Source organism: Streptomyces sp. NPDC005820 (assembly GCF_040630255.1).
In the GTDB taxonomy this organism is placed as follows: Bacteria; Actinomycetota; Actinomycetes; order Streptomycetales; family Streptomycetaceae; genus Streptomyces.
On record NZ_JBEXXE010000011.1, the window covers coordinates 233,181 to 259,059 of the forward strand.

24 protein-coding genes, 1 rRNA gene and 1 riboswitch are annotated in these 25,879 nt (G+C 70.0%); of the genes, 9 read left to right on the forward strand and 16 right to left on the reverse strand.

Features of this window, described 5'->3' with window-relative positions; all coding sequences use genetic code 11:
• The first annotated feature begins 83 nt into the window (after positions 1-83).
• Both ABZ464_RS16315 and ABZ464_RS16320 read left to right on the forward strand, forming a co-directional pair.
• Complete coding sequence (locus ABZ464_RS16315; RefSeq protein WP_133917929.1) at positions 84-272, forward strand: DUF5999 family protein; 189 nt, start codon at positions 84-86, stop codon at positions 270-272.
• Between the two features lie 200 nt (positions 273-472).
• Complete coding sequence (locus ABZ464_RS16320; RefSeq protein ID WP_359276771.1) at positions 473-1,558, forward strand: LacI family DNA-binding transcriptional regulator; 1,086 nt, start codon at positions 473-475, stop codon at positions 1,556-1,558.
• Here ABZ464_RS16320 and ABZ464_RS16325 read toward each other — a convergent pair.
• The 4 genes from ABZ464_RS16325 to ABZ464_RS16340 all read right to left on the reverse strand — a co-directional run bounded on the left by ABZ464_RS16325 (position 1,551) and on the right by ABZ464_RS16340 (position 5,794).
• Positions 1,551-2,609: an endo-1,4-beta-xylanase gene (locus ABZ464_RS16325; RefSeq protein ID WP_359276774.1), complete on the reverse strand. Its 1,059-nt coding sequence runs from the start codon at positions 2,607-2,609 to the stop codon at positions 1,551-1,553. The genes ABZ464_RS16320 and ABZ464_RS16325 overlap by 8 nt on opposite strands.
• Positions 2,610-2,674: 65 nt before the next feature.
• A complete protein-coding gene (locus ABZ464_RS16330; RefSeq protein ID WP_359276842.1) occupies positions 2,675-3,439 on the reverse strand; it encodes a carbohydrate ABC transporter permease in 765 nt (254 codons plus the stop codon).
• A 62-nt stretch (positions 3,440-3,501) separates the two neighbouring features.
• Positions 3,502-4,497, reverse strand: coding sequence for a sugar ABC transporter permease (locus tag ABZ464_RS16335; protein WP_359276777.1), 996 nt, complete (start codon positions 4,495-4,497; stop codon positions 3,502-3,504).
• A gap of 4 nt (positions 4,498-4,501) precedes the next feature.
• A complete protein-coding gene (locus ABZ464_RS16340; RefSeq protein ID WP_359276844.1) occupies positions 4,502-5,794 on the reverse strand; it encodes an extracellular solute-binding protein in 1,293 nt (430 codons plus the stop codon).
• A gap of 396 nt (positions 5,795-6,190) precedes the next feature.
• On the opposite strand from ABZ464_RS16340, the gene ABZ464_RS16345 reads away from it, so the two are divergent.
• The 6 genes from ABZ464_RS16345 to ABZ464_RS16370 all read left to right on the forward strand — a co-directional run bounded on the left by ABZ464_RS16345 (position 6,191) and on the right by ABZ464_RS16370 (position 11,953).
• On the forward strand, positions 6,191-8,143 hold the full coding sequence (locus tag ABZ464_RS16345; protein WP_359276780.1) for an amino acid transporter: 1,953 nt from the start codon (positions 6,191-6,193) through the stop codon (positions 8,141-8,143).
• Between the two features lie 35 nt (positions 8,144-8,178).
• Positions 8,179-8,574 carry a helix-turn-helix transcriptional regulator gene (locus tag ABZ464_RS16350; RefSeq protein WP_340383549.1) on the forward strand — a complete coding sequence of 132 codons (396 nt, stop codon included), beginning with the start codon at positions 8,179-8,181 and terminating at the stop codon, positions 8,572-8,574.
• 182 nt (positions 8,575-8,756) lie between these two features.
• Positions 8,757-9,581: a molybdate ABC transporter substrate-binding protein gene (gene modA / locus ABZ464_RS16355; RefSeq protein WP_359276784.1), complete on the forward strand. Its 825-nt coding sequence runs from the start codon at positions 8,757-8,759 to the stop codon at positions 9,579-9,581.
• Complete coding sequence (locus ABZ464_RS16360) at positions 9,578-10,423, forward strand: ABC transporter permease (RefSeq protein WP_359276786.1); 846 nt, start codon at positions 9,578-9,580, stop codon at positions 10,421-10,423. The genes modA and ABZ464_RS16360 overlap by 4 nt, the downstream gene beginning before the upstream one ends.
• A complete protein-coding gene (locus tag ABZ464_RS16365; protein ID WP_359276789.1) occupies positions 10,420-11,505 on the forward strand; it encodes an ABC transporter ATP-binding protein in 1,086 nt (361 codons plus the stop codon). The genes ABZ464_RS16360 and ABZ464_RS16365 overlap by 4 nt, the downstream gene beginning before the upstream one ends.
• Before the next feature lie 28 nt (positions 11,506-11,533).
• Positions 11,534-11,953 carry a TOBE domain-containing protein gene (locus tag ABZ464_RS16370; RefSeq protein ID WP_359276792.1) on the forward strand — a complete coding sequence of 140 codons (420 nt, stop codon included), beginning with the start codon at positions 11,534-11,536 and terminating at the stop codon, positions 11,951-11,953.
• A gap of 53 nt (positions 11,954-12,006) precedes the next feature.
• On the opposite strand, the gene gcvP is transcribed toward ABZ464_RS16370, so the two are convergent.
• Positions 12,007-14,892, reverse strand: coding sequence for an aminomethyl-transferring glycine dehydrogenase (gcvP, locus tag ABZ464_RS16375; protein WP_359276795.1), 2,886 nt, complete (start codon positions 14,890-14,892; stop codon positions 12,007-12,009).
• Between the two features lie 185 nt (positions 14,893-15,077).
• A riboswitch (glycine riboswitch) is annotated at positions 15,078-15,172 on the reverse strand.
• A 112-nt stretch (positions 15,173-15,284) separates the two neighbouring features.
• Between gcvP and ABZ464_RS16380 the strand changes: the two genes are divergently transcribed.
• The gene (locus ABZ464_RS16380) at positions 15,285-15,656 is read left to right on the forward strand and encodes a PRC-barrel domain-containing protein (RefSeq protein WP_359276798.1); all 372 of its coding nucleotides are present in this window, start codon (positions 15,285-15,287) and stop codon (positions 15,654-15,656) included.
• Here ABZ464_RS16380 and ABZ464_RS16385 read toward each other — a convergent pair.
• The 11 genes from ABZ464_RS16385 to rrf all read right to left on the reverse strand — a co-directional run.
• Positions 15,578-17,041, reverse strand: coding sequence for a DNA polymerase IV (locus ABZ464_RS16385; RefSeq protein ID WP_359276801.1), 1,464 nt, complete (start codon positions 17,039-17,041; stop codon positions 15,578-15,580). The genes ABZ464_RS16380 and ABZ464_RS16385 overlap by 79 nt on opposite strands.
• Positions 17,042-17,097: 56 nt before the next feature.
• Positions 17,098-17,784 carry a MerR family transcriptional regulator gene (locus ABZ464_RS16390; RefSeq protein ID WP_359276804.1) on the reverse strand — a complete coding sequence of 229 codons (687 nt, stop codon included), beginning with the start codon at positions 17,782-17,784 and terminating at the stop codon, positions 17,098-17,100.
• Positions 17,785-17,977: 193 nt separating this feature from the next.
• Positions 17,978-18,451: a bifunctional nuclease family protein gene (locus tag ABZ464_RS16395; protein WP_055634823.1), complete on the reverse strand. Its 474-nt coding sequence runs from the start codon at positions 18,449-18,451 to the stop codon at positions 17,978-17,980.
• Positions 18,452-18,535: 84 nt separating this feature from the next.
• Positions 18,536-19,273 (reverse strand): MerR family transcriptional regulator, encoded by a 738-nt coding sequence (locus ABZ464_RS16400; RefSeq protein ID WP_359276807.1) that lies wholly within the window; start codon positions 19,271-19,273, stop codon positions 18,536-18,538.
• A 42-nt stretch (positions 19,274-19,315) separates the two neighbouring features.
• A complete protein-coding gene (locus tag ABZ464_RS16405) occupies positions 19,316-20,200 on the reverse strand; it encodes an FHA domain-containing protein (protein WP_359276847.1) in 885 nt (294 codons plus the stop codon).
• A gap of 82 nt (positions 20,201-20,282) precedes the next feature.
• Positions 20,283-21,116, reverse strand: coding sequence for a DUF881 domain-containing protein (locus ABZ464_RS16410; RefSeq protein ID WP_359276810.1), 834 nt, complete (start codon positions 21,114-21,116; stop codon positions 20,283-20,285).
• A gap of 5 nt (positions 21,117-21,121) precedes the next feature.
• On the reverse strand, positions 21,122-21,454 hold the full coding sequence (locus ABZ464_RS16415) for a small basic family protein (protein ID WP_003988855.1): 333 nt from the start codon (positions 21,452-21,454) through the stop codon (positions 21,122-21,124).
• Entirely contained in the window at positions 21,451-22,356 is a 906-nt protein-coding gene (locus ABZ464_RS16420) for a DUF881 domain-containing protein (protein WP_359276813.1), read from the reverse strand. Before ABZ464_RS16420 ends, ABZ464_RS16415 begins: the two co-directional genes overlap by 4 nt.
• 98 nt (positions 22,357-22,454) lie before the next feature.
• The gene (locus ABZ464_RS16425) at positions 22,455-24,950 is read right to left on the reverse strand and encodes a mannose-1-phosphate guanyltransferase (RefSeq protein ID WP_359276816.1); all 2,496 of its coding nucleotides are present in this window, start codon (positions 24,948-24,950) and stop codon (positions 22,455-22,457) included.
• 116 nt (positions 24,951-25,066) lie between these two features.
• Positions 25,067-25,675 carry a CDP-alcohol phosphatidyltransferase family protein gene (locus ABZ464_RS16430; protein ID WP_359276819.1) on the reverse strand — a complete coding sequence of 203 codons (609 nt, stop codon included), beginning with the start codon at positions 25,673-25,675 and terminating at the stop codon, positions 25,067-25,069.
• 109 nt (positions 25,676-25,784) lie between these two features.
• Positions 25,785-25,879: ribosomal RNA gene (rrf, locus tag ABZ464_RS16435) — 5S ribosomal RNA — on the reverse strand; the annotation flags it as partial.

Genomic DNA, 25,879 nt, shown 5'->3' on the forward strand with positions numbered 1-25,879 from the left:
ACGACGTACACGACGCTTCACGCCGCGGGACAGACTCGAAAACATCCACCTCACACATCACGCCAGAGCGGAAGAACCCATCCATGTGCCAGCACCAGCCGCCGTGCCCGACAGCAACCTCCGCCGACCGGGAGTCCGCCCGGCTCGTGGCGCACCACCCGGAACAGGGCTGGAGCCTGCTGTGCAACGGCGTCCTCCTCTTCGAGGACACCGGTGAGCTCCTGCCGGACGGCCAGGTCATCGCCCCGCACCGGGTCACGACCGCAGCCTGAGCAGCACCGGACGGCGCGGGACCGCCGTCCGGGGACTTCGAGGGGCCGGACCGCAGCCAGTCGCTGCGAACCGGCCCCGACGCGTGTCCGGGGCCGCTCACTCCTCGTAGCGCCCGTCTTCCCTTCCGTACGCACCCGTTTTCCGGAAGACTCCTGGAAGTTTCGGCACCGCGCCCGGAACAGGCGACGGAGGTGGGGGAATGACCGCGGACGACCCGGCTGCGAGGGCGGAAGGCACGGCCGTGACGGCGGAGGGCACGGCACCCGCGGTGACGGGCAAGGTCACCATCACGGAGATCGCCCGCCGGGCCGGCGTCTCGGTGCCGACCGTCTCCCGGGTGGTCAACGGCCGCTCCGACGTCTCCCCGCGCACCCGCGCCCGCGTCGAGGAGCTGCTGCGGGAACACGGCTACCGCAAGCGCCCCACCGCCCCCTCCGCGACCCGCGCGGCCCTGCTCGACCTGGTCTTCAACGACCTCGACAGCCCCTGGGCGGTGGAGATCATCCGCGGGGTCGAGGAGGTCGCCCACGCGGCCGGGGTGGGCACCGTCGTCTCGGCGATCCACGGCCGCTCCGGGGACGCCCGCGAGTGGATGCGCAATCTGCGCGCCCGGGCCTCCGACGGCGTCATCCTGGTCACCTCGGCCCTGGAACCCACGCTGCACGAGCAGTTGCGCATCCTGAGCGTCCCGCTGGTGGTCGTCGACCCGATGGGCTCCCCCGCCCTCGACACCCCGACGATCGGCGCCGCCAACTGGTCCGGCGGCCTCGCCGCCACCCAGCATCTGCTGGCCCTCGGCCACCGCCGCATCGGCCTGATCGCGGGCCCGCCCCGGCTGCTGTGCTCCCGCGCCCGCCACGACGGCTACCGCGCCGCTCTGGAGGCGGCCGGCCTCTGCGTCGACGAGACCCTCGTCGTCCCCGGCGACTTCCACCCCGAGTCGGGCTTCACCGGCTGCACGGCCCTCCTCGACCTGCCCGAGCCGCCCACCGCGCTCTTCGCCGCCAGCGACCAGATGGCCCTCGGCGCGATCGAGGCGCTGCGCCGGCGCGGTCTGCGCGTCCCGGAGGACATGAGCGTGGTCGGCTTCGACGACCTTCCGGAGGTCCGCTGGTCGGCGCCGCCCCTGACCACCGTCCGCCAACCCCTCGCCGACATGGGCAAACTGGCCGTCCGCACGGTCCTGCGCCTGGCCCGCGGTGAGCGCCCCGACTCACCGCGGGTGGAACTGGGCACGGAGTTGGTGGTCCGGTCGAGCACCGCACCACCCCGGAGCGCTAGCTGAGCGCCTCCCTGATCGCGGTGTACGCCGGCTTCGGCGCGAGCTGCTCGTCCCAGGGCAGGGCGGCCCCCTGACCGGGGAAGAAGGCCGGAATCCAGCTGTACTTGTCGGTGTAGTCCCAGACGGTGATGCCCACACACCGCCGCACCGCGAGGCACGCCTCGGTCAGATCGCCGTACCACTCGGCCTGCTGGGCCAGCTTCTCCTCGGTCGCGGGGAGCAGCATCCGGATGTCGACCTCGGTGAGCGCGGTGTCGAGGCCGAGGCGGGCGAAGCGGCGGAGGTTGTCCTCCAGGGTCGTCGGATAGCCGTACTGCAGGGCGAGATGGGCCTGGAGGCCGATGCCGTGCAGCGGGACGCCCTGCGCCTTCAGTTCCCTGGCCAGGTGGTAGTAGGCGTCGCTCTTCGCGCCGACGGCCTCGATGTTGTAGTCGTTGAGGTACAGCTTGGCCTTGGGGTCGGCCTGGTGGGCCCAGCGCAGGGCGTCGGCGATGTAGCCGGGGCCGAGGGTCTTGTAGAAGACCGTCTCACGGTAGGTGCCGTCCTCGTTGAACGCCTCGTTGACGACGTCCCAGGCGTAGACCTTGCCGCGGTAGTGGCGCACCTCGGTCTGGATGTGGTTCTTCAGCACGGCGCGCAGCTCGTCGGCCGTCCACTCCCTGCCCGTGAGCCAGCCGGGCACCTGGCTGTGCCAGACCAGGGTGTGGGCGCGGACCTTCTGGTGGTTCGCCCGGGCGAGGTTCACGATCTCGTCGCCCTTGGTCCAGTCGAAGACGCCCTGCTGGGGCTCGGTGGCGTACCACTTCATGCCGTTGCCGGGGGTGATCATGTCGAACTCGTCGCCGAGGATCCGTGTGTAGGCGGTGTCGGTGAGTTCGGGGTTGTCGGTGGCGCTGCCGAAGTAGCGGCCGTGGCGCTGGGCCAGGTCCGCGAGGGTGGTCCGATGCGGTTTCTCGTGCGCTTGGGCGGCGGGGCCCTGGGCGATCCCGGCGGCGACCAGGACGGCGGCGAGTGCTCCGGCGAGTCTCAGCCGGGTGCGGACGGTGCTGGGCATGGTGCGACTCCTCACGGTCGTTGGGGCGTGGGCAGGCGCGGGACATGGGTAGGGGCAGGCGCCGGTCATCCCTTGGTGGCGCCGGCGGCGAGACCGCCGACGAGCTGGCGCTCGGCGACGGAGTAGAAGGCCAGGGCGGGAACCATGGCGAGGACGAGATAGGCGAAGATCCGGGCGTACTCGGAGGAGTACTGGCCTTGGAACTGCTGCACGCCGATCGGGAGCGTCCACCAGGAGGGCTCGTTGAAGACCAGCAGCGGCAGCAGGAAGTTGTTCCAGCTGGCGACGACGGCGAGCACGGAGACCGTGCCGAGCGCGGGCCGGGCCATCGGCAGCAGGATCCGCCAGAAGAAGCCGAACGGCCCGCAGCCGTCGAGGGTCGCCGCCTCCTCCAGCTCGGCCGGTATCTCCCGGAAGAAGCCGCGCAGGATGACGATCGTCATCGGCACCCCGAAGGCCGCCTGCGGCAGGATCACTCCGAGCGGGTTGTCGAGCAGGTCCATCGAGCGCAGCAGCAGGAACAGCGGCAGGACCGCCACCGCGAACGGGAACATCAGCCCCATCGTGAACAGCGTGAACAGCAGTTCGCGGCCCCGGAAGGCGAACCGGGCGAAGGAGAACGCGGCGAGCGCGGACACCGCGACCACCACCACCGTCGTACCGACCGCGATCACGGTGCTGCTGCCGAGCAGTCGCCAGAAGGAGCCCGAGCCGAGGATGTCGGTGTAGTTGGAGGTCACCCATGGGTCGGGCAGCCCGAAGGGGTTGCGGGAGAGCTGGTCGGTCGACTTGAAGCCGGACAGGACGGCGTACAGCAGCGGTACGGCCATCACGGCGCCGACGACCACCAGCACGGCGTGCACGGGAAGGGTCCGGCCTCTTCTGCGGACGCTCACGAGCCGCCTCCTCGCAGGGTCGTGGTGGCGCCCTGGAGATCGCGGCGGAGCACGAACCGCTGGTAGGCGAGGGCGAAGACGAGGCTGATGCCGAAGATGACCACGCTGATCGCGCTGGCGTAGCCGACCTGGTAGCGCTTGAAGCCGTACTGGAACATGGTCACGGCCATCGTCTCGGAGTGATGGTCGGGGCCGCCGGCCGTGACGATCCACACGAGGTCGAAGAGCTGGATGGAGCCGATCACCGACAGGAACACGCTGATCCGCAGGGTGGGCGCGAGCAGCGGCAGGGTGACGCTGCGGAACCGCTGCCAGGGCCCGGCCCCGTCGATCAGCGCGGCCTCGGTCAACTCGGCCGGGATGGACTGGAGTCCGGCCAGGTAGAGCATCATGTGGAAGCCGAAGTACTTCCAGGTCATGACCAGGAACAGGGTGGCCATCACGGTGGAGGGATCGGCGAACCACTGCCCCCCGAGCCCGTCCAGGCCCACCGCGCCCAGCAGATGGTCGGCGAGTCCGTCGTCGGGGGCGAAGATCATGCTGAACAGCACGCCGGTGATCGCCTCGGAGAGGATGTACGGCGCGAAGAACAGCATGCGGTAGACGGCCCGGCCGCGGATCCGCTGGTTGAGGGCGACCGCGAGGGCGAGCGCGAACGGCAGCTGGAGCAGCAGGGAGAGCCCCACCAGGACGAGGCAGCGCCACAGGTCGCCGAGGAACACCGGGTCCTGGAAGAGGCGGGTGAAGTTGTCGCCGCCGATGAAGTCCTCCGGCATGCCGAAGCCGCCCCAGCGGAAGAACGCGGCGTACAGCGCGAACAGCATCGGCAGCAGCACGAGCGTGCCGAACAGCACCAGGGCGGGCACCTGGAAGCCGACGGCGGTGAGCCAGTGCAGCACCCGGCGTCGGGTCCGGCCGGCGGCCGCGGGGAGGGGCGGCGGCCGGCCGGTGTCCGGGGCGCTGCGCTTGTCCGGGAGGTAGGTCGAGGCCATCCGGCTACTGCTCTTCCTTCGCGACCTTGCTGATCGACTCGGTGACCTGCTGGGGGGACTTCGATCCCGCGATGAGTCCGGCGACGCTGTCGTTGACCTCCTGGCCGACGGCGGGCGCGTACGCCTGGTCGAGATAGAGCTGGAAGCCGGTGGCGGCCTTCAGCTGGGCCTGTACGGCGGACAGGTTGGGGTCGGTGAGCGCGCTCTCGGCGGCCGGTACGACGGGCAGCACACCGGTCTTCTTGACCAGTTCGGTGTCGGTGGTGGCCGAGGCGAAGAACTTCAGGAAGTCGGCGGCCGCCTGCGGGGCGCCCTTGCGCAGGGCGTGGCCGCCGCCTCCGCCGAAGACCTCGGTGATCGCGCCCTGACCGCCGTCGACCGCGGGGAACGGGAAGAACCCGAGGTCGGCGCCGAGCCCCTTGCCCGCGTCGGCCTCCACCACCGGCGCCCACTGGCCCATCAGCTCCATGGCCGCCTTGCCGTTGCCCATGGTGGCGGCCTGGCCGGTGGGGGTGCTGTAGGCGGCGCCGAGGAAGCCCTTCTGGAACGGCTGGAGGTCGACGAGGTCCTGGAGGTGCTGACCCGCCTGGACGAATCCGTCCCCGGTGAAGTCCTTGTCGTCGTTCGCCTTCCGCAGGGCGCCGATCCCGGCGGTGCGCATGGCGAGATAGGCCCAGTAGTACATGCCCGGCCACTTCTCCTTGCCGGCCAGGGCGAGCGGGGTGACCCCGGCGGCCTTCAGCTTCCGCACGGCGTCGAGGAAGCCGCTCCAGGTGGTGGGGGGAGCGGCGAGGCCGGCCTTCTTGAAGAGCGCCTTGTTGTACCAGAAGCCGATCATGCCGATGTCGAAGGGGATGCCGTAGACCTTGTCGTCGAAGAGATACGGCTCCCGGGCGACGGAGAGCAGCCCGTCCCCCCATCCCTTGCTCTTGTCGGTCAGGTCCTCGACGAGCCCGGCGTCGATCTGCTGCTTGAGGACACCGCCGCCCCAGGTGTGGAAGATGTCGGGCAGCTTCCCGGAGGCGGTCAGCGCCGTCATCTTCGACTTGTACGGATCGTTCTCCAACTGGACGATCTTGATCTTCACCTTGGGGTTCTGCGCTTCGAACTGCTTGGCGAGTCCGGCCCAGACGTCCTTGGTGGGCTGGGTGGTGGAGATGTTCCACCACTCGATGGTGGTCGTCCCCGACGACCCTCCGTCCGAGTCGCCGCCGCAGCCGCTCAGAGCCGTCATGCTCACCCCGGCCGCGGCGGAGGCCGCCAGGAAGCCGCGGCGGGACAGTGCCGGGTCGCCCATCATGCGCTCCTTGGGTAGATCGAAAGTTTCGAACCAGATCCAGAAAGCTTCGCTGCTGCCGCACCCTAGAGACACCCTCCGACGGGTGGCAACCCCCTGAACACAGGGAATCCTGACATCTGTTCACGCACCGAAGGCCGATGGCGACCGAGGAGCGGCCGAAACATTCGGGACCATCAGCGAACATTACGAAGAGAGCTGTGGGCCGCGACCGAGTGGCCGAAAAGCGTCTGCCGATTGACGCCCCCGACGCCCGCCCGCGGCCAGTCTTAACGCAAGCTTGACGCCGTCCGGCCCATGATCCGCGGGCCTGTGCGTCACTCTCCGCTTACGCTGATTCCGCCGTCCGCGTGATGGCCGAAACCCCACGCCGGAGCCGCACCCAGGAGCACGCGTATGGCCACGACCGAGCACCCTCCCCCCAGTCGCCTGCGCGCCTGGATGCTGGAGGGCCTGTCCGACATGGGCAAGGGTCATGCGCAGCAGGGTCAGCAGCCCGAGGCCGCACCGGCGCACAAGGGCCAGCCCTGGTACCGGGTGATGTGCCTGACCGGTGTCGACTACTTCTCCACCCTGGGCTATCAGCCCGGCATCGCCGCGCTCGCGGCGGGCCTGCTGTCACCCATCGCGACCATCGTGCTGGTGATCGTCACCCTGGCCGGCGCCCTCCCGGTCTACCGCCGCGTGGCCGACGAGAGCCCCCACGGCGAGGGCTCGATCGCGATGCTGGAGCGGCTGCTGTCCTTCTGGCAGGGCAAGCTGTTCGTGCTGACCCTGCTGGGCTTCGCCGCCACCGACTTCCTGATCACGATCACCCTGTCGGCCGCCGACGCCTCCACCCACCTGGTGGAGAACCCTCATCTGACCAGCGCCCTGCACGACAAGCAGCTGATCATCACCCTGGCGCTCGTCGCCCTGCTCGGCGCGGTGTTCCTCAAGGGCTTCCTCGAGGCCATCGGCGTCGCGGTGGCCCTGGTCGGGGTCTATCTCGCGCTGAACGTCGTGGTGGTGATCGTCGGCTTCTGGCACGTGGTCACCGCGGGCCACGTCGTCACCGACTGGGCCCATGCCCTCACCGCCGAGCACGGCAATGTCGTCGCGATGGTCGGCGTGGCCCTGATCGTCTTCCCCAAGCTAGCGCTCGGTCTGTCCGGCTTCGAGACCGGCGTCGCCGTCATGCCGCACGTCAAGGGCGACGCCGGGGAGACCGAGGAGCAGCCGGTCGGCCGGATCCGGGACACCAAGAAGCTGCTCACCACGGCCGCCCTGATCATGAGCGTCTTCCTGATCGCGACCAGCTTCATCACCACGCTGCTGATCCCGGAGAAGGAGTTCGAGTCCGGCGGCCAGGCCAACGGCCGCGCCCTCGCCTATCTCGCCCACGAGTACCTGGGCAGCGCCTTCGGCACGGTGTACGACATCTCGACCATCGCGATTCTGTGGTTCGCCGGCGCCTCGGCGATGGCGGGTCTGCTCAACCTGATGCCCCGCTATCTGCCGCGCTACGGCATGGCCCCGCACTGGGCCCGCGCGGTACGCCCGATGGTCATCGTCTTCACCCTGGTCGCCTTCCTGGTCACCTGGATCTTCGACGCCGACGTCGACGCCCAGGGCGGCGCCTACGCCACCGGCGTCCTGGTGCTGATCAGCTCCGCCGCCATCGCCGTGACCATCGCCGCCCACAAGGCCGGCCAGCGCAAGTGGACCATCGGCTTCGCGGTCATCTCGGCGGTGTTCCTCTACACCACGGTCGTCAACGTCATCGAGCGCCCGGACGGTGTGAAGATCGGCGCCTGCTTCATCGCGGGCATCATCCTGGTCTCCCTGCTCTCCCGGCTGGCCCGCGCCTTCGAACTGCGCGTGACGAGCGTGACCCTCGACCCGATGGCGGAACGATTCATCCGGGACATGGCCAGCCGGAAGATACGGTTCATCGCCAACGAGCCCGACCAGCGGGACAAGGCCGAGTACCGCGAGAAGATCGAACAGATCCGCGAGGACAACGACCTCCCCGGCGAGGACTTCGTCTTCGTCGAGGTGACCGTCCTCGACCCCTCCGAGTTCGAGGCGGGCCTGACGGTCCGCGGCGAGGTCCTGCACAACCGCTACCGGGTACTGACCCTGGAGTCCTCCTCCATCCCCAACGCGCTCGCCGCCCTCCTCCTCCACACCCGCGACGCCACCCGCTGCATCCCGCACATCTACTTCGAGTGGACCGAGGGCAACCCGTTCGCCAACTTCCTGCGCTTCTTCCTCTTCGGCCAGGGCGAGGTCGCCCCGGTCACCCGCGAGGTGCTGCGCGAGGCCGAGCCGGACCGCTCACGCCGGCCGCGGGTCCACACCGGCTGAGACCCATGGGGAACAGCGGCCCTATCGTGACCCCCATGCAGAGCTACACAATCGGACAGGCGGCACGGCTGCTCGGCGTGAGCCCCGACACCGCGCGCCGCTGGGCGGACGCCGGGCGGGTGGCGACCCACCGGGACGAGGGCGGACGGCGTCTCATCGACGGCAAGGACCTCGCCGCGTTCTCGGTGTCCCTCGCCCGCACGGACAACGCCGACGAGGACACCCCGTACACCTCGGTCCGCAACGCCTTCCCCGGCATCGTCACCGCGATCAAGCTCGGCGACGTCGCCGCCCAGGTGGAGATCCAGGCCGGCCCGCACCGGCTGGTCTCCCTGCTGACCCGGGAGGCCGTCGAGGAACTGGGCCTGGAGGTCGGCATGGAGGCCACCGCCCGCGTGAAATCGACGAACGTGCACATCGACCGCGTCTGAACAGCGGCGGACCCCCCTCGGGATCGGGGGCGGGCCGCCGCCTCCGTACGAACGCACATGCGTGCCCATCACCCACCTCACCCCGGATTATGCGAAGCCCCAGAAGACGTACGCCTTGCATATGCGGCATCATCATGATGTTGGGCCGTTCGAGGGACCGCTGAAACCGAGGAGTACACGTGATGACCCGTACCGAGCGCCGTACCCGCCGCGTCGTGCAGGTGGCCGGCGCGGGAGTCGCCGCGCTGCTGGCCCTGACCGCCTGTTCCTCCGACGACTCCGGCGACACATCGGCCAAGTCCGACGCCTCGGCCTCCTCCTCCCCCAAGCTCTCCGGCACGGTCACGGTCTTCGCCGCGGCCTCGCTGAAGGAGAGCTTCACCTCGCTCGGCCAGGAGTTCGAGAAGGCGCACCCCGGCACGAAGGTCACCTTCAACTTCGGCGGCAGCGACACCCTGGCCGCGAGCATCACGGGCGGCGCCCCGGCCGACGTGTTCGCCTCCGCCAGCCCGAAGACCATGGCGATCGTGACCGACGCCAAGGACAACGCCACCGAGCCGGTCACCTTCGTGCGCAACCAGCTGGAGATCGCGACCCTGCCGGGCAACCCCGACAAGGTCTCCTCCCTCAAGGACCTCACCAAGTCCGGTCTGAAGGTGGTGCTGTGCGACAAGGAGGTGCCGTGCGGCGCCGCCGCCCAGAAGGCGCTGGAGGCCAGCAGCCTCAAGCTCACCCCCGTCTCCTACGAGCAGGACGTCAAGGCCGCCCTGACCAAGGTCGAGCTGAAGGAGGCGGACGCGGCCGTCGTCTACAAGACCGATGTGCACGCCGCGGGTGACAAGGTGGAGGGCGTGGAGTTCCCCGAGTCCGCCGACGCCATCAACGACTACCCGATCGCCCTGCTGAAGGACGCCCCCAACGCCGAGGCCGCCAAGGCCTTCATCGCGCTGGTCCGCTCCGCCGACGGGCAGAAGGTCCTCACCGAGGCCGGGTTCCTCCAGCCGTGACCCCACCCGTGAAGCAGGCCGCCGCGGACGTCCTGGAGGGCGGCCCGCGGCGTGCCCGCGTCCGCACGGGCGTCCCGCTCGCCCTGCTCCTGCCCGCCCTGCTCGGCCTCGCCTTCCTGCTTCTGCCGCTGGTCGCACTCCTCGTCCGGACGCCCTGGCACACCCTGCCCGAGCAGCTGACCGGACCCGAGGTCTGGCAGGCCCTGCGGCTGTCCCTGGTGTGCGCCACGGCGGCGACCGCGGTGAGCCTGGTGATCGGGGTGCCGCTGGCCTGGCTGCTGGCCCGCACCGACTTCCCCGGCCGGGGCCTGGTCCGCGCCCTGGTGACCCTGCCGCTGGTGCTGCCCCCGGTGGTGGGCGGTGTGGCGCTGCTGCTGGCCCTCGGCCGCAACGGCGTGGTCGGCCGGTGGCTGGACTCCTGGTTCGGCGTCACGCTCCCGTTCACCACGGCCGGCGTGGTCGTCGCCGAGACGTTCGTGGCGATGCCGTTCCTCGTCATCAGCGTCGAGGGCACGCTCCGCGCGGCCGACCCGCGCTACGAGGAGGCCGCCACCACCCTCGGCGCCTCCCGCTTCACCGCCTTCCGCCGGGTCACGCTCCCCCTGATCGCGCCGGGCATCGCGGCCGGCGCCGTACTGGCCTGGGCCCGCGCCCTCGGCGAGTTCGGGGCGACCATCACCTTCGCGGGCAACTTCCCGGGCCGCACCCAGACCATGCCGCTCGCCGTCTACCTCGCCCTGCAGAGCGACCCGGAGGCGGCCATCGCGCTCAGCCTGGTGCTTCTCGCCGTGTCGATCGCCGTCCTCGCCGGGCTGCGCGACCGCTGGATGACCGCGTCATGACCACGCTGCGCAAGGACCCGCCCGTGTCGCGGACCGAGTCCGGCGAGGGTCTCGACGCCCGCCTCGTCGTCGACCGCGGCGCCTTCCGCCTCGACGTCGCCCTGATCGCCGCCCCCGGCGACGTCGTGGCACTGCTCGGACCCAACGGCGCCGGCAAGACCACCGCCCTGCGCGCCCTCGCCGGTCTCGCCCCGCTCACCGGCGGGCACCTCCGCCTGGACGGCACGGCCCTGGAGCGCACACCCCCGGAAGCCCGCCCGGTCGGCGTGGTCTTCCAGGACTATCTGCTGTTCCCGCACCTCAGCGCCCTGGACAATGTCGCGTTCGGGCCGCGCTGCCACGGCGCGAGCAAGGCGGAGGCCCGCGCCGTCGCCGCCGAGTGGCTGGACCGCATGGGCCTGGCCGCGCACGCCGGCGCCAAGCCCCGCCGGCTCTCCGGCGGCCAGGCACAGCGCGTCGCCCTGGCCCGCGCCCTCGCCACGCACCCCCGGCTGCTGCTCCTCGACGAGCCCCTCGCCGCCCTGGACGCCCGCACCCGGCTGGAGGTGCGGGCCCAGCTCCGCCGCCATCTGGCCGAGTTCGAGGCGGTCGCCGTCCTCGTCACGCACGACCCGCTGGACGCCATGGTCCTGGCGGACCGCCTGGTCGTGGTCGAGGAGGGCCGGGTCGTCCAGGAGGGCGGCCCCGCCGACATCGCCCGCCATCCGCGCACGGACTACATCGCCCAGCTGGTCGGCCTGAACCTCTACCGGGGCCGGGCCGACGGGCACGCGGTGCGCCTGGACACCGGTCCGGCCATCACCACCACGGAGATCCTCTCGGGGCCGGTGTTCGTCGCGTTCCCGCCGAGCGCGGTCACCCTGCACCGCGACCGCCCCACCGGCTCCAGCGCCCGCAACCTGTGGCGGTGCGAGGTCGCGGGCCTCGAAACCCACGGCGACCAGATCCGGGCCGCCCTCACGGGCGAGCTGCCGCTCGCCGCCGACCTCACGACGGTCGCCGCGGCCGAGCTGGATCTGCACCCGGGCACGGCGGTCTGGGCGACAGTCAAGGCGGCACAGACCCACGCATACCCGGCATAAGACACTGGGAGCCCTACCGTGGGTGCCCATGACCCTGAGCATCCGCAATCAGCTCCCCGGCACCGTCACCGCCGTCCACCCCGGTGAGGTCATGGCCACCGTCGACGTCCGTCTGGACGGCGGACAGGACCTCACCGCGGCCATCACCCTGGAGGCCGTACGGGACCTCGGCCTCACCCCCGGCACCGCCGTCCGCGCCCTGGTGAAGTCCACGGAGGTCTCCCTGGCCACCGACCACGTCGAGGGCCTGTCGATCCGCAACCAGATCCCCGGCGCCATCACCGGCCTGACGACCGGCACGGTCATGGCCGTCGTGAAGGTCACCGTGGCCGGCGGTGAACTCACCGCGGCGATCACCAAGGACGCGGCTACCGACCTCGGGCTCTTCGTGGGCTCCGACGTCGTCGCCCTGATCAAGGCGACCGAGGTGTCGCTGACGACGGCGTAGCACCCGCGCGAGGGCCCGTCCACGGCGGACGGGCCCCCTTTCTGCGGGCCGGATCAGTCCTCGTACGCGTCCAGCGGCGGGCACGAGCAGACCAGGTTGCGGTCGCCGAAGGCCTGGTCGATCCGGCGCACCGGCGGCCAGTACTTGTCGGCGACGGACACCCCGGCCGGGAAGACGGCCTCCTCACGGCTGTAGGCGTGCTCCCACTCCCCGCCGAGCGCGCCGGCGGTGTGCGGCGCCTGGCGCAGCGGGTTGTCCTCCGCCGGCCACTCCCCCGAGCCCACCTTCTCGATCTCCGCGCGGATGGCGATCATCGCCTCGCAGAACCGGTCCAGCTCGATGATGTCCTCGGACTCGGTCGGCTCGATCATCAGCGTCCCCGCCACCGGGAACGACATGGTCGGCGCGTGGAAGCCGTAGTCGATCAGCCGCTTCGCCACGTCGTCCACGCTCACCCCGGTCGCCTTGGTCAGCGGCCGCAGGTCGATGATGCACTCGTGCGCGACCAGCCCGCCCGGGCCGGTGTACAGCACCGGGTAGTGCGGCTCGAGCCGCTTGGCGATGTAGTTGGCGCTGAGCACCGCCACCTGGGTGGCCCGCTTCAGCCCCTCGCCGCCCATGAGCCGGACGTACGCCCACGAGATCGGCAGGATCCCCGCGGAACCCCAGGGCGCGGCCGAGATCGGCCCCACACCCGTCTCGGGCCCGGCGGCGGGCTGCAGCGGGTGGTTCGGCAGATACGGCGCGAGGTGCGACCGTACGGCCACGGGGCCGACGCCGGGACCGCCGCCGCCGTGCGGGATGCAGAACGTCTTGTGCAGGTTCAGGTGGGAGACGTCACCGCCGAAGTGGCCCGGCTTGGCCACCCCGACGAGCGCGTTGAGGTTGGCGCCGTCGACGTAGACCTGTCCGCCCGCCTCGTGGACCTGCGCGCAGATGTCGGCGACGTGCTCCTCGAACACACCGTGCGTCGACGGGTACGTGATCATCAGCACGGCCAGCTGCTCGCGGTGCTGCTCGATCTTCGCCCGCAGGTCCTCGACGTCGATCTCGCCGTCCTCGGCGGTCTTCACGACGACGACCTTCATCCCGGCCATCACGGCGCTCGCCGCGTTGGTGCCGTGCGCGGAGGACGGGATCAGACACACGGTCCGCTGCTCGTCCCCGTTGGCCCGGTGGTAGCCGCGCACGGCCAGCAGCCCGGCCAGCTCGCCCTGCGACCCGGCGTTGGGCTGCAGCGACACCTGGTCGTACCCGGTGACCTCGGCGAGCCGCTCCTCCAGCTCATGGATCAGCGTGAGGTAGCCCTCCGCCTGCTCGGCGGGCGCGAAGGGGTGCAGCTGCCCGAACTCGGGCCAGGTGACCGGCTCCATCTCGGTGGTCGCGTTGAGCTTCATGGTGCAGGAGCCCAGCGGGATCATGCCCCGGTCGAGCGCGTAGTCCCGGTCGGCGAGGCGGCGCAGGTAACGCAGCATCGCCGTCTCGGAGCGGTGCTGGTGGAACACGGGGTGGGTGAGGATCGCGTCGGAGCGCAGCAGCCCCTGGGGCAGCGCGTCCCCGGCGGCGGTGTCGAGCGCCTCGACGTCCCCGTCCACTCCGAAGGCGGCCCATACGGCGGCCAGCTGGGCCCGCGCCGTGGTCTCGTCGCAGGCGATCGAGACGTGGTCCGCGTCCACGAGAAGCAGGTTGACCCCACGTCGGCGGGCCTCGGCCACGACCTCGTCGGCCTTGCCCGGCACCCGCGCGGTCAGCGTGTCGAAGTAGGAGCCGTGCACGACCTCGACCCCGCCGGCCGTGAGTCCCGCGGCGAGGATCGCGGCATAGCGGTGGGTGCGCCCGGCGATCGCCCGCAGCCCGTCGGGCCCGTGGTAGACGGCGTACATGCCGGCCATGACCGCGAGCAGCACCTGTGCGGTGCAGATGTTGCTGGTGGCCTTCTCCCGACGGATGTGCTGCTCACGCGTCTGGAGCGCGAGCCGGTAGGCCTTGTGCCCGTCCACGTCCACCGACACCCCGACGAGCCGTCCGGGCAGGCTGCGGGCGAACTTCTCCTGCACCGCCATATAGCCGGCGTGCGGCCCGCCGAAGCCCATCGGCACGCCGAACCGCTGCGTCGTCCCGACGGCGATGTCCGCGCCCAGCTCACCGGGCGACTTCAGCAGCGTCAGCGCGAGCAGATCGGCGGCGACGGTGACGAGCGCGCCGAGCCCGTGCGCCTGCTCGATCACGGCCCTGATGTCGCGTACGGCTCCGGAGGCGCCCGGGTACTGCAGCAGCACGCCGTTGATCTCACGCTCGGCGATGTCCGCCGGGATGCCCTCGCCCAGGTCGGCGACCACGACCTCCACGCCCGTCGGCTCGGCACGCGTCTCGATCACGGCGATCGTCTGCGGGAGCACGTCCGCGTCGATCAGGAAGAGGCCCTTCTTGTTCTTCCCCATGCGACGGGACAGGGCCATCGCCTCGGCGGCGGCCGTGCCCTCGTCGAGCAGCGAGGCGCCGGAGGTGGGCAGGCCGGTGAGGTCGGCGACCATGGTCTGGAAGTTCAGCAGCGCCTCGAGGCGGCCCTGCGAGATCTCCGGCTGGTAGGGCGTGTAGGCCGTGTACCAGGCCGGGTTCTCCATGACGTTGCGCAGGATCACCGGCGGCGTGAAGGTGCCGTAGTAGCCGAGTCCGATCATGGAGTCGAGGACCTGGTTGCGGTCGGCCAGCGAGCGCAGCTCCGCCAGGACCTCGGCCTCGGTGCGCGCGTCCGGCAGGTCCAGCGCGTCGGCGTTCTTGATCACGTCCGGGACCGCGGCGGCGGTCAGCTCGTCGAGCGAGCCGTAGCCGACGTGGGCGAGCATCTTGGCCCGCGCCTCCTGGTCGGGCCCGATGTGACGCTGCTCGAAGGGGATACCCCGTTCGAGCTCGGAGAGCGGAATGCGATCGGCGGTCATTTCTGAGGCCTCCTGGTCTGACACGACCTTCGAGGGGCACCACGACGCGGGTACCCGGACGGCCTCCCCCTCTGTCATCTCAACCTGAGAGCTTCACCGGCCGCCACCGGGGCAGCCGGCTTTCACCGTCGGTGAGGACGGAGGCCGTCGACGCCGTCGACTTCCGCCCTGCTTTCCAGAGTGACCTCGTCCGCGCGGTACGTGTGCCTGAGAGATTCCGGGGAGGAGTTGCTCCTTCGGCGCCTCCGGTGTCTCCGGAGGACTCTCCCGCACGGGGTCAGCAGCCGTTGTCAGACTACCAGCGAGGTCCTCGAGGCCTGCTCGAGTGGCCGCTCGTCCCAATGTGTTCTTTTGTAGTGCTTACGGATGAGTTGCGACCAAGTGGAGGGCCCGTGCAGACCGACATCGATCCGCGCAACCTGATCGGCCGCAAGGCGTTCGACCGCAACGGCACCAAGATCGGCACCGTCGACGAGGTCTATCTCGACGACGCGACCGGCGTGCCCGAGTGGGCCGCCATACGCACCGGCCTGTTCTCCCGGGACGCCTTCGTCCCCCTCGAGCCCAGCGAACTGGTCGAGGGCACCCTCCACGTCCCCTTCGACCGAGCCCTGATCAAGGACGCCCCCGATTTCGGCGTGGGCCGGCATCTCTCTCCGGAACAGGAACTCCAGCTCTACCACCACTACGGTCTCGACGTCGCCGCACCTCCTCCCCTGCCGGACCACGACTTCGGCCGGCTGGCGGGCACGGACGAGGGCTGACCGCCGCTGCCCTCCTGACCGTCTCCACCGTCCTCGCCGGCCTCGCCGGGTCTTCGCCGCACCAACGGCAACGGTTCCGCCGACGCCAGGTCCGGGTCCTCCACCCGGAAGGTCCGCACCCGCCCCGGCTCCGACTCTGGAGTCTCGAACCGCACGGTGACCCGCCCCAGCCCGCTCCCCTGCACCCATCCGTGCCCCAGCTCGGCATGGACCACGTCGTACCCGGGACGCCACCGGTGCTCGACCGGCACGGCCTCGCGCGTGGCGGGCTCCTCGGGAACCTCCTCCTCTGCCCCTTCCCCCCGCTCCTCCCCCGCGGCCTGGGCGAACAGGTCCTCCTGGGTGAAGTCCGCCAGACCGCTCACGCCGACCCCGAGGAGCCGCACCCCGCCCGTCGTGTCGACGGAGTCCAGCAGCCGCCCGACGGCCTCCCGCACCACCGCCGGATCGTCCGTGGGCCCCCGCAGCGTCTCCGACCGGGTGAGCGTGGAGAAGTCGTAGCGCCTCACCTTCAGCACGATGGTCCGCCCGGACAGCCCGGAGCCCCGCAGTCTGCGCACACAGCGCTCCGCCAGCCGCTTCACCTCCAGCTCCACCCGCACCCGGTCGTGGATGTCGACGTCGTAGGTGTCCTCGACCGACACCGACTTGGCCTCCCGCTCCGCGACCACGGGCCGGTCGTCGCGGGCCAGCGCCATCGCGTAGAGCCCGTGCCCGTGCGCCTTGCCCACCAGACGCACGAGCTCGTCCTCACCGGCCTCGGCGAGCTCGTCGACCGTGGTGATCCCGGCCCGGCGCAGATGGTCCCCGGTGGCCGGACCGACCCCGGGCAGTGTCCGCACCGACATCGGCCCGAGCATGGCCCGCTCGGTACCCGGCTCGATCAGCACCAGACCGTCGGGCTTGGCCTGCTCGGAGGCGATCTTCGCGAGCATCTTCGAGGCGGCCAGCCCCACCGATCCGGTGAGGCCCGTGACCTCCCGGATCTCCGCCCGCAGCCGGATCCCCGCGAGCCGCGCCGACTCGCGGTCCCAGGCCGCTTCCCCGGCCTCCAGATCCACGAACGCCTCGTCCAGGCTCAGCGGCTCCACGAGCGGCGACAGCGCCCGCAGCAGCCCCATGACCTGGTCGCTGATCTGGCGGTAGAAGGTGAAGCGCGGCACGAGATAGGCCGCGTTCGGGGCCAGCCGGCGCGCCTGGGCCGTGGGCATCGCCGAGTGCACCCCGAAGGCCCGGGCCTCGTAGGAGGCGGTGGCCACCACCCCGCGCGGCCCGAGACCGCCCACGATCACGGCTTTCCCCCGCAGGCTCGGCTTGGATGCCTGCTCCGCCTGGGCGTAGAAGGCATCCATGTCGAGATGCAGGATCGTGGGCGCGTTTCTCACATCTCCGATGCTGCACCACGCCACTGACAATGCGGCCCCCGGCGGGGGCCGGGGCCTCAGACCGCCCTGTTGCGCCTGCGCGCCAGCTCGTCCGCCGGGTTGGGCCCGACGAGCGTCTCACCGGTGTCGACGCGCTCGCCGTGCAGCTGCGACAGCGCGCTCTCCACGTCCCGCCAGACCACGCCGACGGCGATCCCGAAGATGCCCTGACCGCCCTGGAGCAGTGCGTGGACCTCGTCGGGCGAGCTGCACTCGTAGACCGTCGCACCGTCGCTCATCAGCGTCATCCGCTCCAGATCGCGGAAGCCGCGCTCGCGCAGATGCTGGACGGCGGTACGGATGTTCTGCAGCGACACCCCGGTGTCGAGGAACCGCTTGACGATCTTCAGGACGACGACGTCCCGGAAGCTGTACAGCCGCTGCGTCCCCGACCCGTACGCGGGCCGCACGCTCGGCTCGACGAGTCCGGTACGGGCCCAGTAGTCGAGTTGCCGGTAGGTGATGCCGGCGGCCGCGCAGGCCGTCGGTCCGCGGTAGCCGATCTGCTCGGACGCCATGGACGCCGCCCCTCCGCTGCTCGGCACGGCCGCGGGTCGCTGCGGAGCTGCGTGCTCTGCCGCGCCGCCCTGGTGGGGGTATCCCCTGCCCGGGCGCAGCCGAGAGCTCGGGGGAGGGTACGGACCGCTTCCCCCGACACCGAATCCGGGGGCACCCCCAGCCGTACCGTCGCCGCTGCTTCTCACGCCGACCTCCGTCCTTGACCTGCCTTATCGACGGTAGGCAGTCACCAGGGGTGCGTCAACGATCGCCACACTCGCCACGCCGAGTGATAATCACCCTAGGAGTGGTTTCCCGCACCCCACCGCGGGGAAAGGCTAGCCGAATGCGTGGAGCAGGAGCCGTAGGACGCTCTCACGCGCCGCTCTTCTGGTCGGGCTACTGGTTGCTGGTGCCGAAGTCCTCGGGCGAGATCTGGTCGAGGAACTCGCGGAACTTCTCCACCTCGTCCTCCTGCTCGTCCGGAATGGCGATGCCCGCGTCGTCGAGCACCGTGTCGCTGCCGAAGATCGGGGTCCCGGTGCGCAGCGCCAGCGCTATGGCGTCGGACGGGCGTGCGCTCACCTCGACGCCGCTGGCGAACACCAGCTCCGCGTAGAAGACGCCCTCCCGCAGATCCGTGATGCGCACCTCGGTGAGCTCCTGGCCGACGGCTTCCAGCACGTCCTTGAACAGATCGTGGGTCAGCGGTCGCGCCGGGGCCATGCCCTGCTGGGCGAAGGCGATCGCCGTCGCCTCCCCCGGTCCGATCCAGATGGGGAGGTAACGGTCGCCTCCCACTTCACGCAGCAGCACGATCGGTTGGTTGGAGGGCATTTCGACCCGGACACCTACGACATCGAGCTCGTTCACACAGCAACCCTAGGCCGTGCCCGGGACGTTTGGGTAGTCGGGCCGGGAACGGGTGACCGATCCGCCGAGGGCGAAACCGGTGGCTCAGGGCAACCGGACGCCGAGCGCGGTCTGCACGAGTGCCGCGTGCAGCCGGACCGTGAGGCCCGCCAGCTCCTTCGTACGGGCCTCGGCGTGCGCCCTGGTCTGCGGGTTGCGGTGGCGCCTGAGCGGGGCGACCACCTGGTCCACCAGGCCAGCCTCACGGTCCGCCGCGGCCTTCATCACCCGCAGATGCCGGGGCTCGATCCCGAACCGCCCCAGCTCGGCGACGAGCGAGGCCACGGTGGCGGCCTCGGCGTCGTACACCCCGTTCTCCAGCGGGACGAGCAGCCCGTACGACTCCCACTCAACCAGCGCCGACTCGTCGACCCCGGCGGCCGCGAGCAGCTCGGCCCGCCCGATCCGGGCCGCCGTGGGCCCCTCGACGGACTCCGGAAGGGCCTCTCCGTCCCGCTGCCGGCCCACGGTCGGCAACGCCACCGCTTCGCCCCGCTCCATGGCGTCCAGATGCTCCCGGATCACCTTGAGCGGCAGATAGTGGTCCCGCTGCATCCTCAGTACGTGACCCAGGCGCTCGACGTCCTGCGCGCTGAACTTGCGATACCCCGAGGGGGTCCGCTGCGGCTCGATCAGCCCCTCCGCCTCCAGGAAACGGATCTTGGAGATCGTCACCTCGGGAAACTCGTCCCGCAGTGCGTTCAGCACGGTGCCGATGCTCATCGGACCAGCGTCCGCGGCGGCGGTGCCGGGCACGGCACCGCCCCTCGGTGTTTGAAGCATGGACCTTCCCTTGGTTCCCCCCGGATGGACTCCGGGGGAGGGTCAGTAACCCTGCTGGCTCGCGTAGAAGACCAGCCGGTACTTGCCGATCTGCACCTCGTCGCCGTTCGACAGAGGGACCTCGTCGATCCGCTCCCGGTTGACGTACGTGCCGTTCAGACTGCCGACGTCCGCGACCTTGAACGTGCCGTCCGGGTTGCGCCGGAACTCCACATGGCGACGCGAGACCGTCACATCGTCCAGGAAGATGTCGCTCTGCGGGTGACGCCCTGCCGTCGTCAGGTCGCCGTCCAGCAGGAAGCGGCTGCCCGAGTTCGGACCACGACGGACGACCAGCAGCGCGGAACCCAACGGCAGCGCATCGACCGCGGCCTGCGCCTCCGGGGAGAGCGCCGGCAGCTGGGTCTGGCCGGTGGCCTCGGAGTCGTAGGCCTCGAGACCGGAGATCGAGATGGTGGAGGTCGTCTCCGACGCACGCTCCGGCGTCAGACCGGGACGCAGCGGGGCACCGCAGTTGGAGCAGAAGCGGCTGTTCTCCGCGTTGCGGTTACCGCACCTCGTACACACCAGGGCCGACATGGGAGAAAACCCTCCACCCGTACTTGAGGTTGACGGTTGGCCGAAACCTATGCCGCCGGACTGTGCGGGGTCAACAGACGCCGCGCCCTGGCCTCCGGAAATGTCACCACCCGGGCCAGGCACCTGGTCCCGGAACAGCGGCCGCTGGCCCTCCGCGTCGGGCTGTGCGCGATGCCGGGCAGTCGCGTTGTCGCTGCCCTCTCGCGCGCTCTTGCCGAACAACTTCGCAAACAACTTCACGGGCGATTCCCCTTGACCGAAACAGACCCGCCCGTGGGGCAGGACGAACCCTGACTGAATACACCGGTCGACCCGGACACCTTCACAACGTCCGTATCCACCAGACAGTTTCCACCACGCACCACCCGATCGGTGCGTCGACCCCCCGCAACCTCATGCCCCTGCCGGACGGCCCCCATGCACCCCCGGTTCACTGGGAGGACGACCGAGCGTAGTCAGGCTGCTTCGCCGCTCGCAAGGCGTCCACGACGATCTTGTCCGACCGCTCGACGGTCACGGTGGCCTGCTCCTTCTCAAGAGTCTGCACCACGCCTCCAGGGATGTTCAGCGCCGGCTCGAGGTCCTGCGGGTTGCCGATGACCTTGAAACGAAACGGCGCGTTGATCTTGTTCCCGTCGACGCTCACGCTGTTGTCCGAATCCGTCAGGTACGTGCCGGCGACCACCCGCACGTCGTTGACCTGGATCGCCTCGGCGCCCGCGGCGCGCAGCTCCTGGATCGCGTCGAGCAGCATGTCCGCCTCGACCGTCCCCTTCGTGTCCTCGATGGTCATCGTGATGCCCGGCCCCTGCGCGGCCACCGTGCCCGCCAGGATGCCGAGTTGCTTCTCCTTCTCCACCGTCTGCTTACGGGCCTCCTCGGCCTGGTCGGAACTGTTCTCCAGCTCCTCCCGCTGCTTCTCGAGTCCCTGCTTCTCGTCCTCAAGACGCTGACTGCGGTCATCCAGTTCATCGAGGATGCGCACAAGATCTTCCTGGCGCGCGCCGCGCAGGGCGTTCCCGCTGTCGCTGTTGGAGGCGACCTGGACGGCCAGCCCGAAGCCGAGCCCGAACAGCAGCAGGGCGACGATGAGTTGGGCCCGGGTGACGCGCGGCGGCCACAGCCCCTTCACCAGCCGCTGCCGGCCGGTCAGGGCGGGCTCCGTCTCCTCCTTGGCCTCCTCGGCCGCGACACGGGGCGCCGGGACCTCCTCCGGCAGCTCCTTGCGCAGTCGGTTCTCGGCCACCTCGTCCTGGTTGCTCATCGGCGTCACGCCCGGAAGACGTGCCGGCGGATCGCCGCGGCATTGGAGAAGATCCGGATGCCGAGCACGACCACGACGCCCGTGGACAGCTGGGCGCCCACACCCAGCTTGTCGCCCAGGAAGACGATCAGCGCGGCCACGACCACGTTCGACAGGAACGACACCACGAAGACCTTGTCGTCGAAGATCCCGTCGAGCATGGCCCGCAGACCGCCGAACACGGCGTCCAGCGCCGCCACGACGGCGATCGGCAGATAAGGCTCGACAACCGCCGGAACCTCAGGCCGGACCAACAGGCCGGCCACGACTCCCACGACGAGGCCCAGTACGGCGATCACGATGTGCCCTTCTCAGTTCTCGGCTCAGCTGTACGTACGATCACACTCGGTGCGGCGGGCAGCCGGACGTCGTCCTCCACGGAAATCGCCGTCCTGATGCCGTAGTTCTCCTGCAGCACGTTCAGATAGACGCCGTCCGCGCTGTTCTGGAACCGGGTGCTGAGGTTTTTCCCGTCCCCCACCGCGAGCACCGTGTACGGCGGCACCAGCGGCTTGTTGTCGACCAGTATCGCGTCACCCGCGGCCCTGATCGCCGACAGCGCCGTCAGCCGCTGGCCATTGATCGAGACAGCCTCGGCACCCGACGCCCACAGCCCGTTGACCACCTTCTGCATGTCCCGGTCACGCACCCGCCCCGTGTCCGAGAACCCGGAGGTCTCCCGTGGGTCGCCGTCACCCCCGGTGGTGGCTTCCTTGGCGTCGTTCACGACCAGCTTGATCCCCGGCCCGTGCACCTCCACGGCACCCGACAGAATGCTCACCAGATCCGCCTGGCCACTGCCGCCGCTGTGCCTGAGCGCCTCGCGCTGCCGGGCGCTCACGTCGTCGCGCAACCGGTCGACGGTGCGCTCCAGCTCGTCGGCCGCCTTGGTCTCGGCGTCGACGCGGTCGACCAGCTCCTCGCGCTCCTTGGCGACGACCGGGGCCGAGATACGCGCCTGGGCCGCTCCGACGGTCACCACGAGGGCCGCGAGCACCAGCCCGCCCGCGAGACCGAGCTTCGCCCGCAGCGTCTTCGGCAGGCCGCCGGTGCCCTCGGACTCCTTCCGGGCGGCGGCCTCGGCATACCCGTCGTCGAGGCTGTGGTCCATGACGTTGGTGAGCAGCGACATGGACGCGTCCGGACGCGGCACACGCGCGGGTGTGCTCCGAACGGGGGGCTGCTGCGGCATGCCGCACATCGTCGCACGTCGCGACCGCTACCTCCGAATGGCCCCACCGGCGAACCGGACAGGCCCCCTTGGGGACACCTGTCCGGCACGCGCGTGTGGTGCGTGAATCAGCGCCCGGCGCTGTCCACGACCGACGACCACTCGTCGAGCAGGGCCTGCGCGGAGGCGTCGTCGGGCCCCTCCGCCCACAGATGGGTGACGGCCTCGGCCGGGTCGGGCAGCACCATCACCCAGCGCCCGTCCGTCTCGACCACCCGTACACCGTCCGTGGTGTCCACGAAGCGGTCTCCGGCCGCCTCGACGACCCGCCGCATCACCAGTCCCTTGACGGCCCACGGGGTCGCCAGATCCCGCTTCAGGACGTGCGCACGCGGAATCCGCGCGTCGATCTGGCTGAGCGTGAGCTGCGTCCGCGCCACCAGCCCGATCAGCCGCACGAAGGCGGCCGTACCGTCGAAGACACTGCTGAACTCCGGGACGATGAAGCCGCCCTTGCCGTCCCCGCCGAAGATGGTCGTCTCGTCCCGCCCGACCCGGGTCAGGTCGTCGGGCGAGGTCGTCGTCCACTCGACCTGCGTCCCGTGGTAGGCCGCCACCTGCTCGGCGATCCTCGTCGTGGTCACCGGCAGCGCCACCCGCCCGCTGCGCCGCTCCGCTGCCACCAGGTCGAGCAGCACCAGCAGGGCCCGGTCGTCCTCGATGATCCGGCCCTTCTCGTCGACGAGCGACAGCCGTTCGCCCACCGGGTCGAACCGCACCCCGAAGGCAGCCCGCGACGAGGCCACGATCTCCCCGAGCCGTACGAGCCCCGAGCGCCGCTGATCACCCGTCTCCGTCGGCCTGGACTCGTTCAAGCCGGGATTGATGGTGAGAGAGTCCACACCCAGCTTCCCGAGCAGGCTCGGCAGCACCAGCCCCGCACTGCCGTTCGACGCGTCGACCACGACCTTCAGCCCGGATTCCGAGATCCCGGTCGTGTCCACGTTCCGCAGCAGCGATCCGGTGTACGAGTCGAACACGCTGGCCGGGAAATGCAGGTCCCCGATCTCGCCCGGGAACGCCCGCCGGTACTCCTGCCGAGCGAACACCCGGTCCAGCTTGCGCTGACTGCCCTGCGAGAGATCGGCGCCCTGCCCGTCGAAGAACATGATGTCCACGGAGTCCGGCACCCCGGGCGAGGTCCGGATCATGATCCCGCCGGCCGACCCCCGCGCCGTCTGCTGCCGCGCCACGGGCAGCGGTACGTTCTCCAGATCCCGTACGTCGATGGCGCTGGCCTGCAGCGCCGAGATGACCGCCCGCTTCAGTGCCCGGGCGCCACGGGAGTGGTCGCGGGCCGTCGTGACGGTGGAGCCCTTCTTCAGCGTCGTCGCGTAGGCGCCGGCGAGCCGTACCGCCAGCTCCGGCGTGATCTCGACATTCAGGATGCCGGAGACCCCGCGGGCGCCGAAGAGATGCGCCTGGCCCCGGGACTCCCAGATCACCGAGGTGTTGACGAACGCTCCGGCCTCGATGGTCTTGAACGGATACACCCGCACATTGCCCTGCACGATCGATTCTTCACCGATCAGGCATTCATCACCGATGACGGCGCCGTCCTCGATCCGGGCGGCTCGCATGATGTCGGTGTTCTTCCCGACGACACAGCCACGCAGATTGCTGTGCTGCCCGACGTACACGTTGTCGTGCACGACGGCCTTGTGCAGGAACGCCCCGCTCTTGACCACCACGTTCGAGCCGACGACGGTGTGCTCACGGATTTCCGCGCCGGCCTCGACCTTGGCGTAGTCGCCGATGTACAGCGGCCCGCGCAGTTCGGCGTCGGGATGCACTTCGGCGCCTTCCGCCACCCACACTCCGGGGGAGATCTCGAAGCCGTCGAGCTCGACGTCGACCTTGCCTTCGAGGACGTCGGCCTGGGCCTTCACATAGCTCTCGTGGGTGCCCACGTCCTCCCAGTAGCCCTCGGCGATGAAGCCGTAGATCGGCTTCCCCTCCTTCATGAGCTGCGGGAAGACATCGCCGGACCAGTCGACGGGCACATCGGCCTCGACGTACTCGAAGACCTCGGGCTCCATGACGTAGATACCCGTGTTCACGGTGTCCGAGAAGACCTGGCCCCAGGTCGGTTTCTCGAGGAAACGCTCGACCTTGCCCTCTTCGTCGACGATGGTGATGCCGAATTCCAGCGGATTGGGCACACGCGTCAGACAGACGGTGACCAGTGCGCCCTTTTCCTTGTGGAAGTTGATCAGCTCGGTGAGGTCGAAGTCGGTGAGAGCGTCGCCGGAGATGACGAGGAAGGCGTCGTCCTTCAACGCCTCCTCGGCATTCTTGACGCTTCCGGCGGTTCCGAGTGGCTTCTCCTCATTGGCATAGCTGAGCTCCATACCGAGCTCTTCTCCGTCACCGAAGTAGTTCTTGACCAATGAGGCCAGGAACTGCACGGTGACGACGGTCTCGTTGAGCCCATGCCTTTTGAGCAGCCTCAGTACGTGCTCCATGATCGGCCGGTTGGCCACCGGCAGGAGCGGCTTGGGCATGCTCGAGGTCATTGGGCGAAGGCGTGTGCCTTCGCCTCCGGCCATCACGACGGCCTTCATGTCGGAAGCGTCCTCCTAGAAGAGACGACGGTCTAGCCGACTTCACCCATCCAGATTGTCCCGCACTTTTCCGAAGCGGGCCATCGAGCCACTACTGCCCCCGCCCGTCGACGGGCTCAGCCGGCCATGGCGTCCGCACGAACGAGGCGGCGGACCTGCACCACGTAGAGGACTCCTGCCCACCAGTAGAGCGTTGTACCCCACCCTGCGAACGCCCATCCGAAAATAGCAGCGAGTGACGCGAGCCAGCCACTTCCGTCACTGAGCAGGAGCAACGGGAAGGCGTACATCAGGTTGAACGTGGCCGCCTTACCCAGGTAGTTCACCTGCGGCGGCGGATAACCGTGCCGCCTGAGGATGCCCACCATCACCAGCAGAACCAGTTCCCTCGCAAGAAGTACAGCCGTCAACCAGACAGGCAGAATCTCGCGCCAGGTGAGGCCGACCAAAGTCGAGAGAATGTAGAGCCGGTCGGCAGCGGGGTCGAGCAGCCGGCCGAGGCTGCTGATCTGGTTCCAGCGCCGTGCGAGCTTCCCGTCCAGGTAGTCGCTGATGCCGCTCAGAGCCAGCACCAGGAGCGCCCAGCCGTCGCTCTGTGGACCCCCGAACTCGGGCCTGAGGATCAGCCAGAGGAAGAGAGGCACGCCGAGGAGACGCGCCATGCTGAGGATGTTCGGGATGGTGAGGACCCGGTCTGTCTGGACGCGGGTCTCCTGGACCTCCACCCGGGGGCCTCCATAGAAACGAGCCAACGATGCCCCCTGACCCTACCTCAACGCAAAAAAGCTCTGGCTCTTGGGCCAGGTGGGCCCAAGAGCCAGAGCTCTAAAAGGAGTTCGGCGGTGTCCTACTCTCCCACAGGGTCCCCCCTGCAGTACCATCGGCGCTGTAAGGCTTAGCTTCCGGGTTCGGAATGTAACCGGGCGTTT

What these genes read in the sequence shown, in the direction of transcription:
- ABZ464_RS16315 (WP_133917929.1), top strand. Translation starts at nt 84, where the DNA reads ATGTGCCAGCACCAGCCGCCGTGCCCGACAGCAACCTCCGCCGACCGG.
- ABZ464_RS16320 (WP_359276771.1), top strand. Translation starts at nt 473, where the DNA reads ATGACCGCGGACGACCCGGCTGCGAGGGCGGAAGGCACGGCCGTGACG.
- ABZ464_RS16325 (WP_359276774.1), bottom strand. Translation starts at nt 2,609, where the DNA reads ATGCCCAGCACCGTCCGCACCCGGCTGAGACTCGCCGGAGCACTCGCC.
- ABZ464_RS16330 (WP_359276842.1), bottom strand. Translation starts at nt 3,439, where the DNA reads ATGGCCGTACCGCTGCTGTACGCCGTCCTGTCCGGCTTCAAGTCGACC.
- ABZ464_RS16335 (WP_359276777.1), bottom strand. Translation starts at nt 4,497, where the DNA reads ATGGCCTCGACCTACCTCCCGGACAAGCGCAGCGCCCCGGACACCGGC.
- ABZ464_RS16340 (WP_359276844.1), bottom strand. Translation starts at nt 5,794, where the DNA reads ATGGGCGACCCGGCACTGTCCCGCCGCGGCTTCCTGGCGGCCTCCGCC.
- ABZ464_RS16345 (WP_359276780.1), top strand. Translation starts at nt 6,191, where the DNA reads ATGGCCACGACCGAGCACCCTCCCCCCAGTCGCCTGCGCGCCTGGATG.
- ABZ464_RS16350 (WP_340383549.1), top strand. Translation starts at nt 8,179, where the DNA reads ATGCAGAGCTACACAATCGGACAGGCGGCACGGCTGCTCGGCGTGAGC.
- modA (WP_359276784.1), top strand. Translation starts at nt 8,757, where the DNA reads ATGACCCGTACCGAGCGCCGTACCCGCCGCGTCGTGCAGGTGGCCGGC.
- ABZ464_RS16365 (WP_359276789.1), top strand. Translation starts at nt 10,420, where the DNA reads ATGACCACGCTGCGCAAGGACCCGCCCGTGTCGCGGACCGAGTCCGGC.
- ABZ464_RS16370 (WP_359276792.1), top strand. Translation starts at nt 11,534, where the DNA reads ATGACCCTGAGCATCCGCAATCAGCTCCCCGGCACCGTCACCGCCGTC.
- gcvP (WP_359276795.1), bottom strand. Translation starts at nt 14,892, where the DNA reads ATGACCGCCGATCGCATTCCGCTCTCCGAGCTCGAACGGGGTATCCCC.
- ABZ464_RS16400 (WP_359276807.1), bottom strand. Translation starts at nt 19,273, where the DNA reads ATGCTTCAAACACCGAGGGGCGGTGCCGTGCCCGGCACCGCCGCCGCG.
- ABZ464_RS16410 (WP_359276810.1), bottom strand. Translation starts at nt 21,116, where the DNA reads ATGAGCAACCAGGACGAGGTGGCCGAGAACCGACTGCGCAAGGAGCTG.
- ABZ464_RS16420 (WP_359276813.1), bottom strand. Translation starts at nt 22,356, where the DNA reads ATGTGCGGCATGCCGCAGCAGCCCCCCGTTCGGAGCACACCCGCGCGT.
- ABZ464_RS16425 (WP_359276816.1), bottom strand. Translation starts at nt 24,950, where the DNA reads ATGAAGGCCGTCGTGATGGCCGGAGGCGAAGGCACACGCCTTCGCCCA.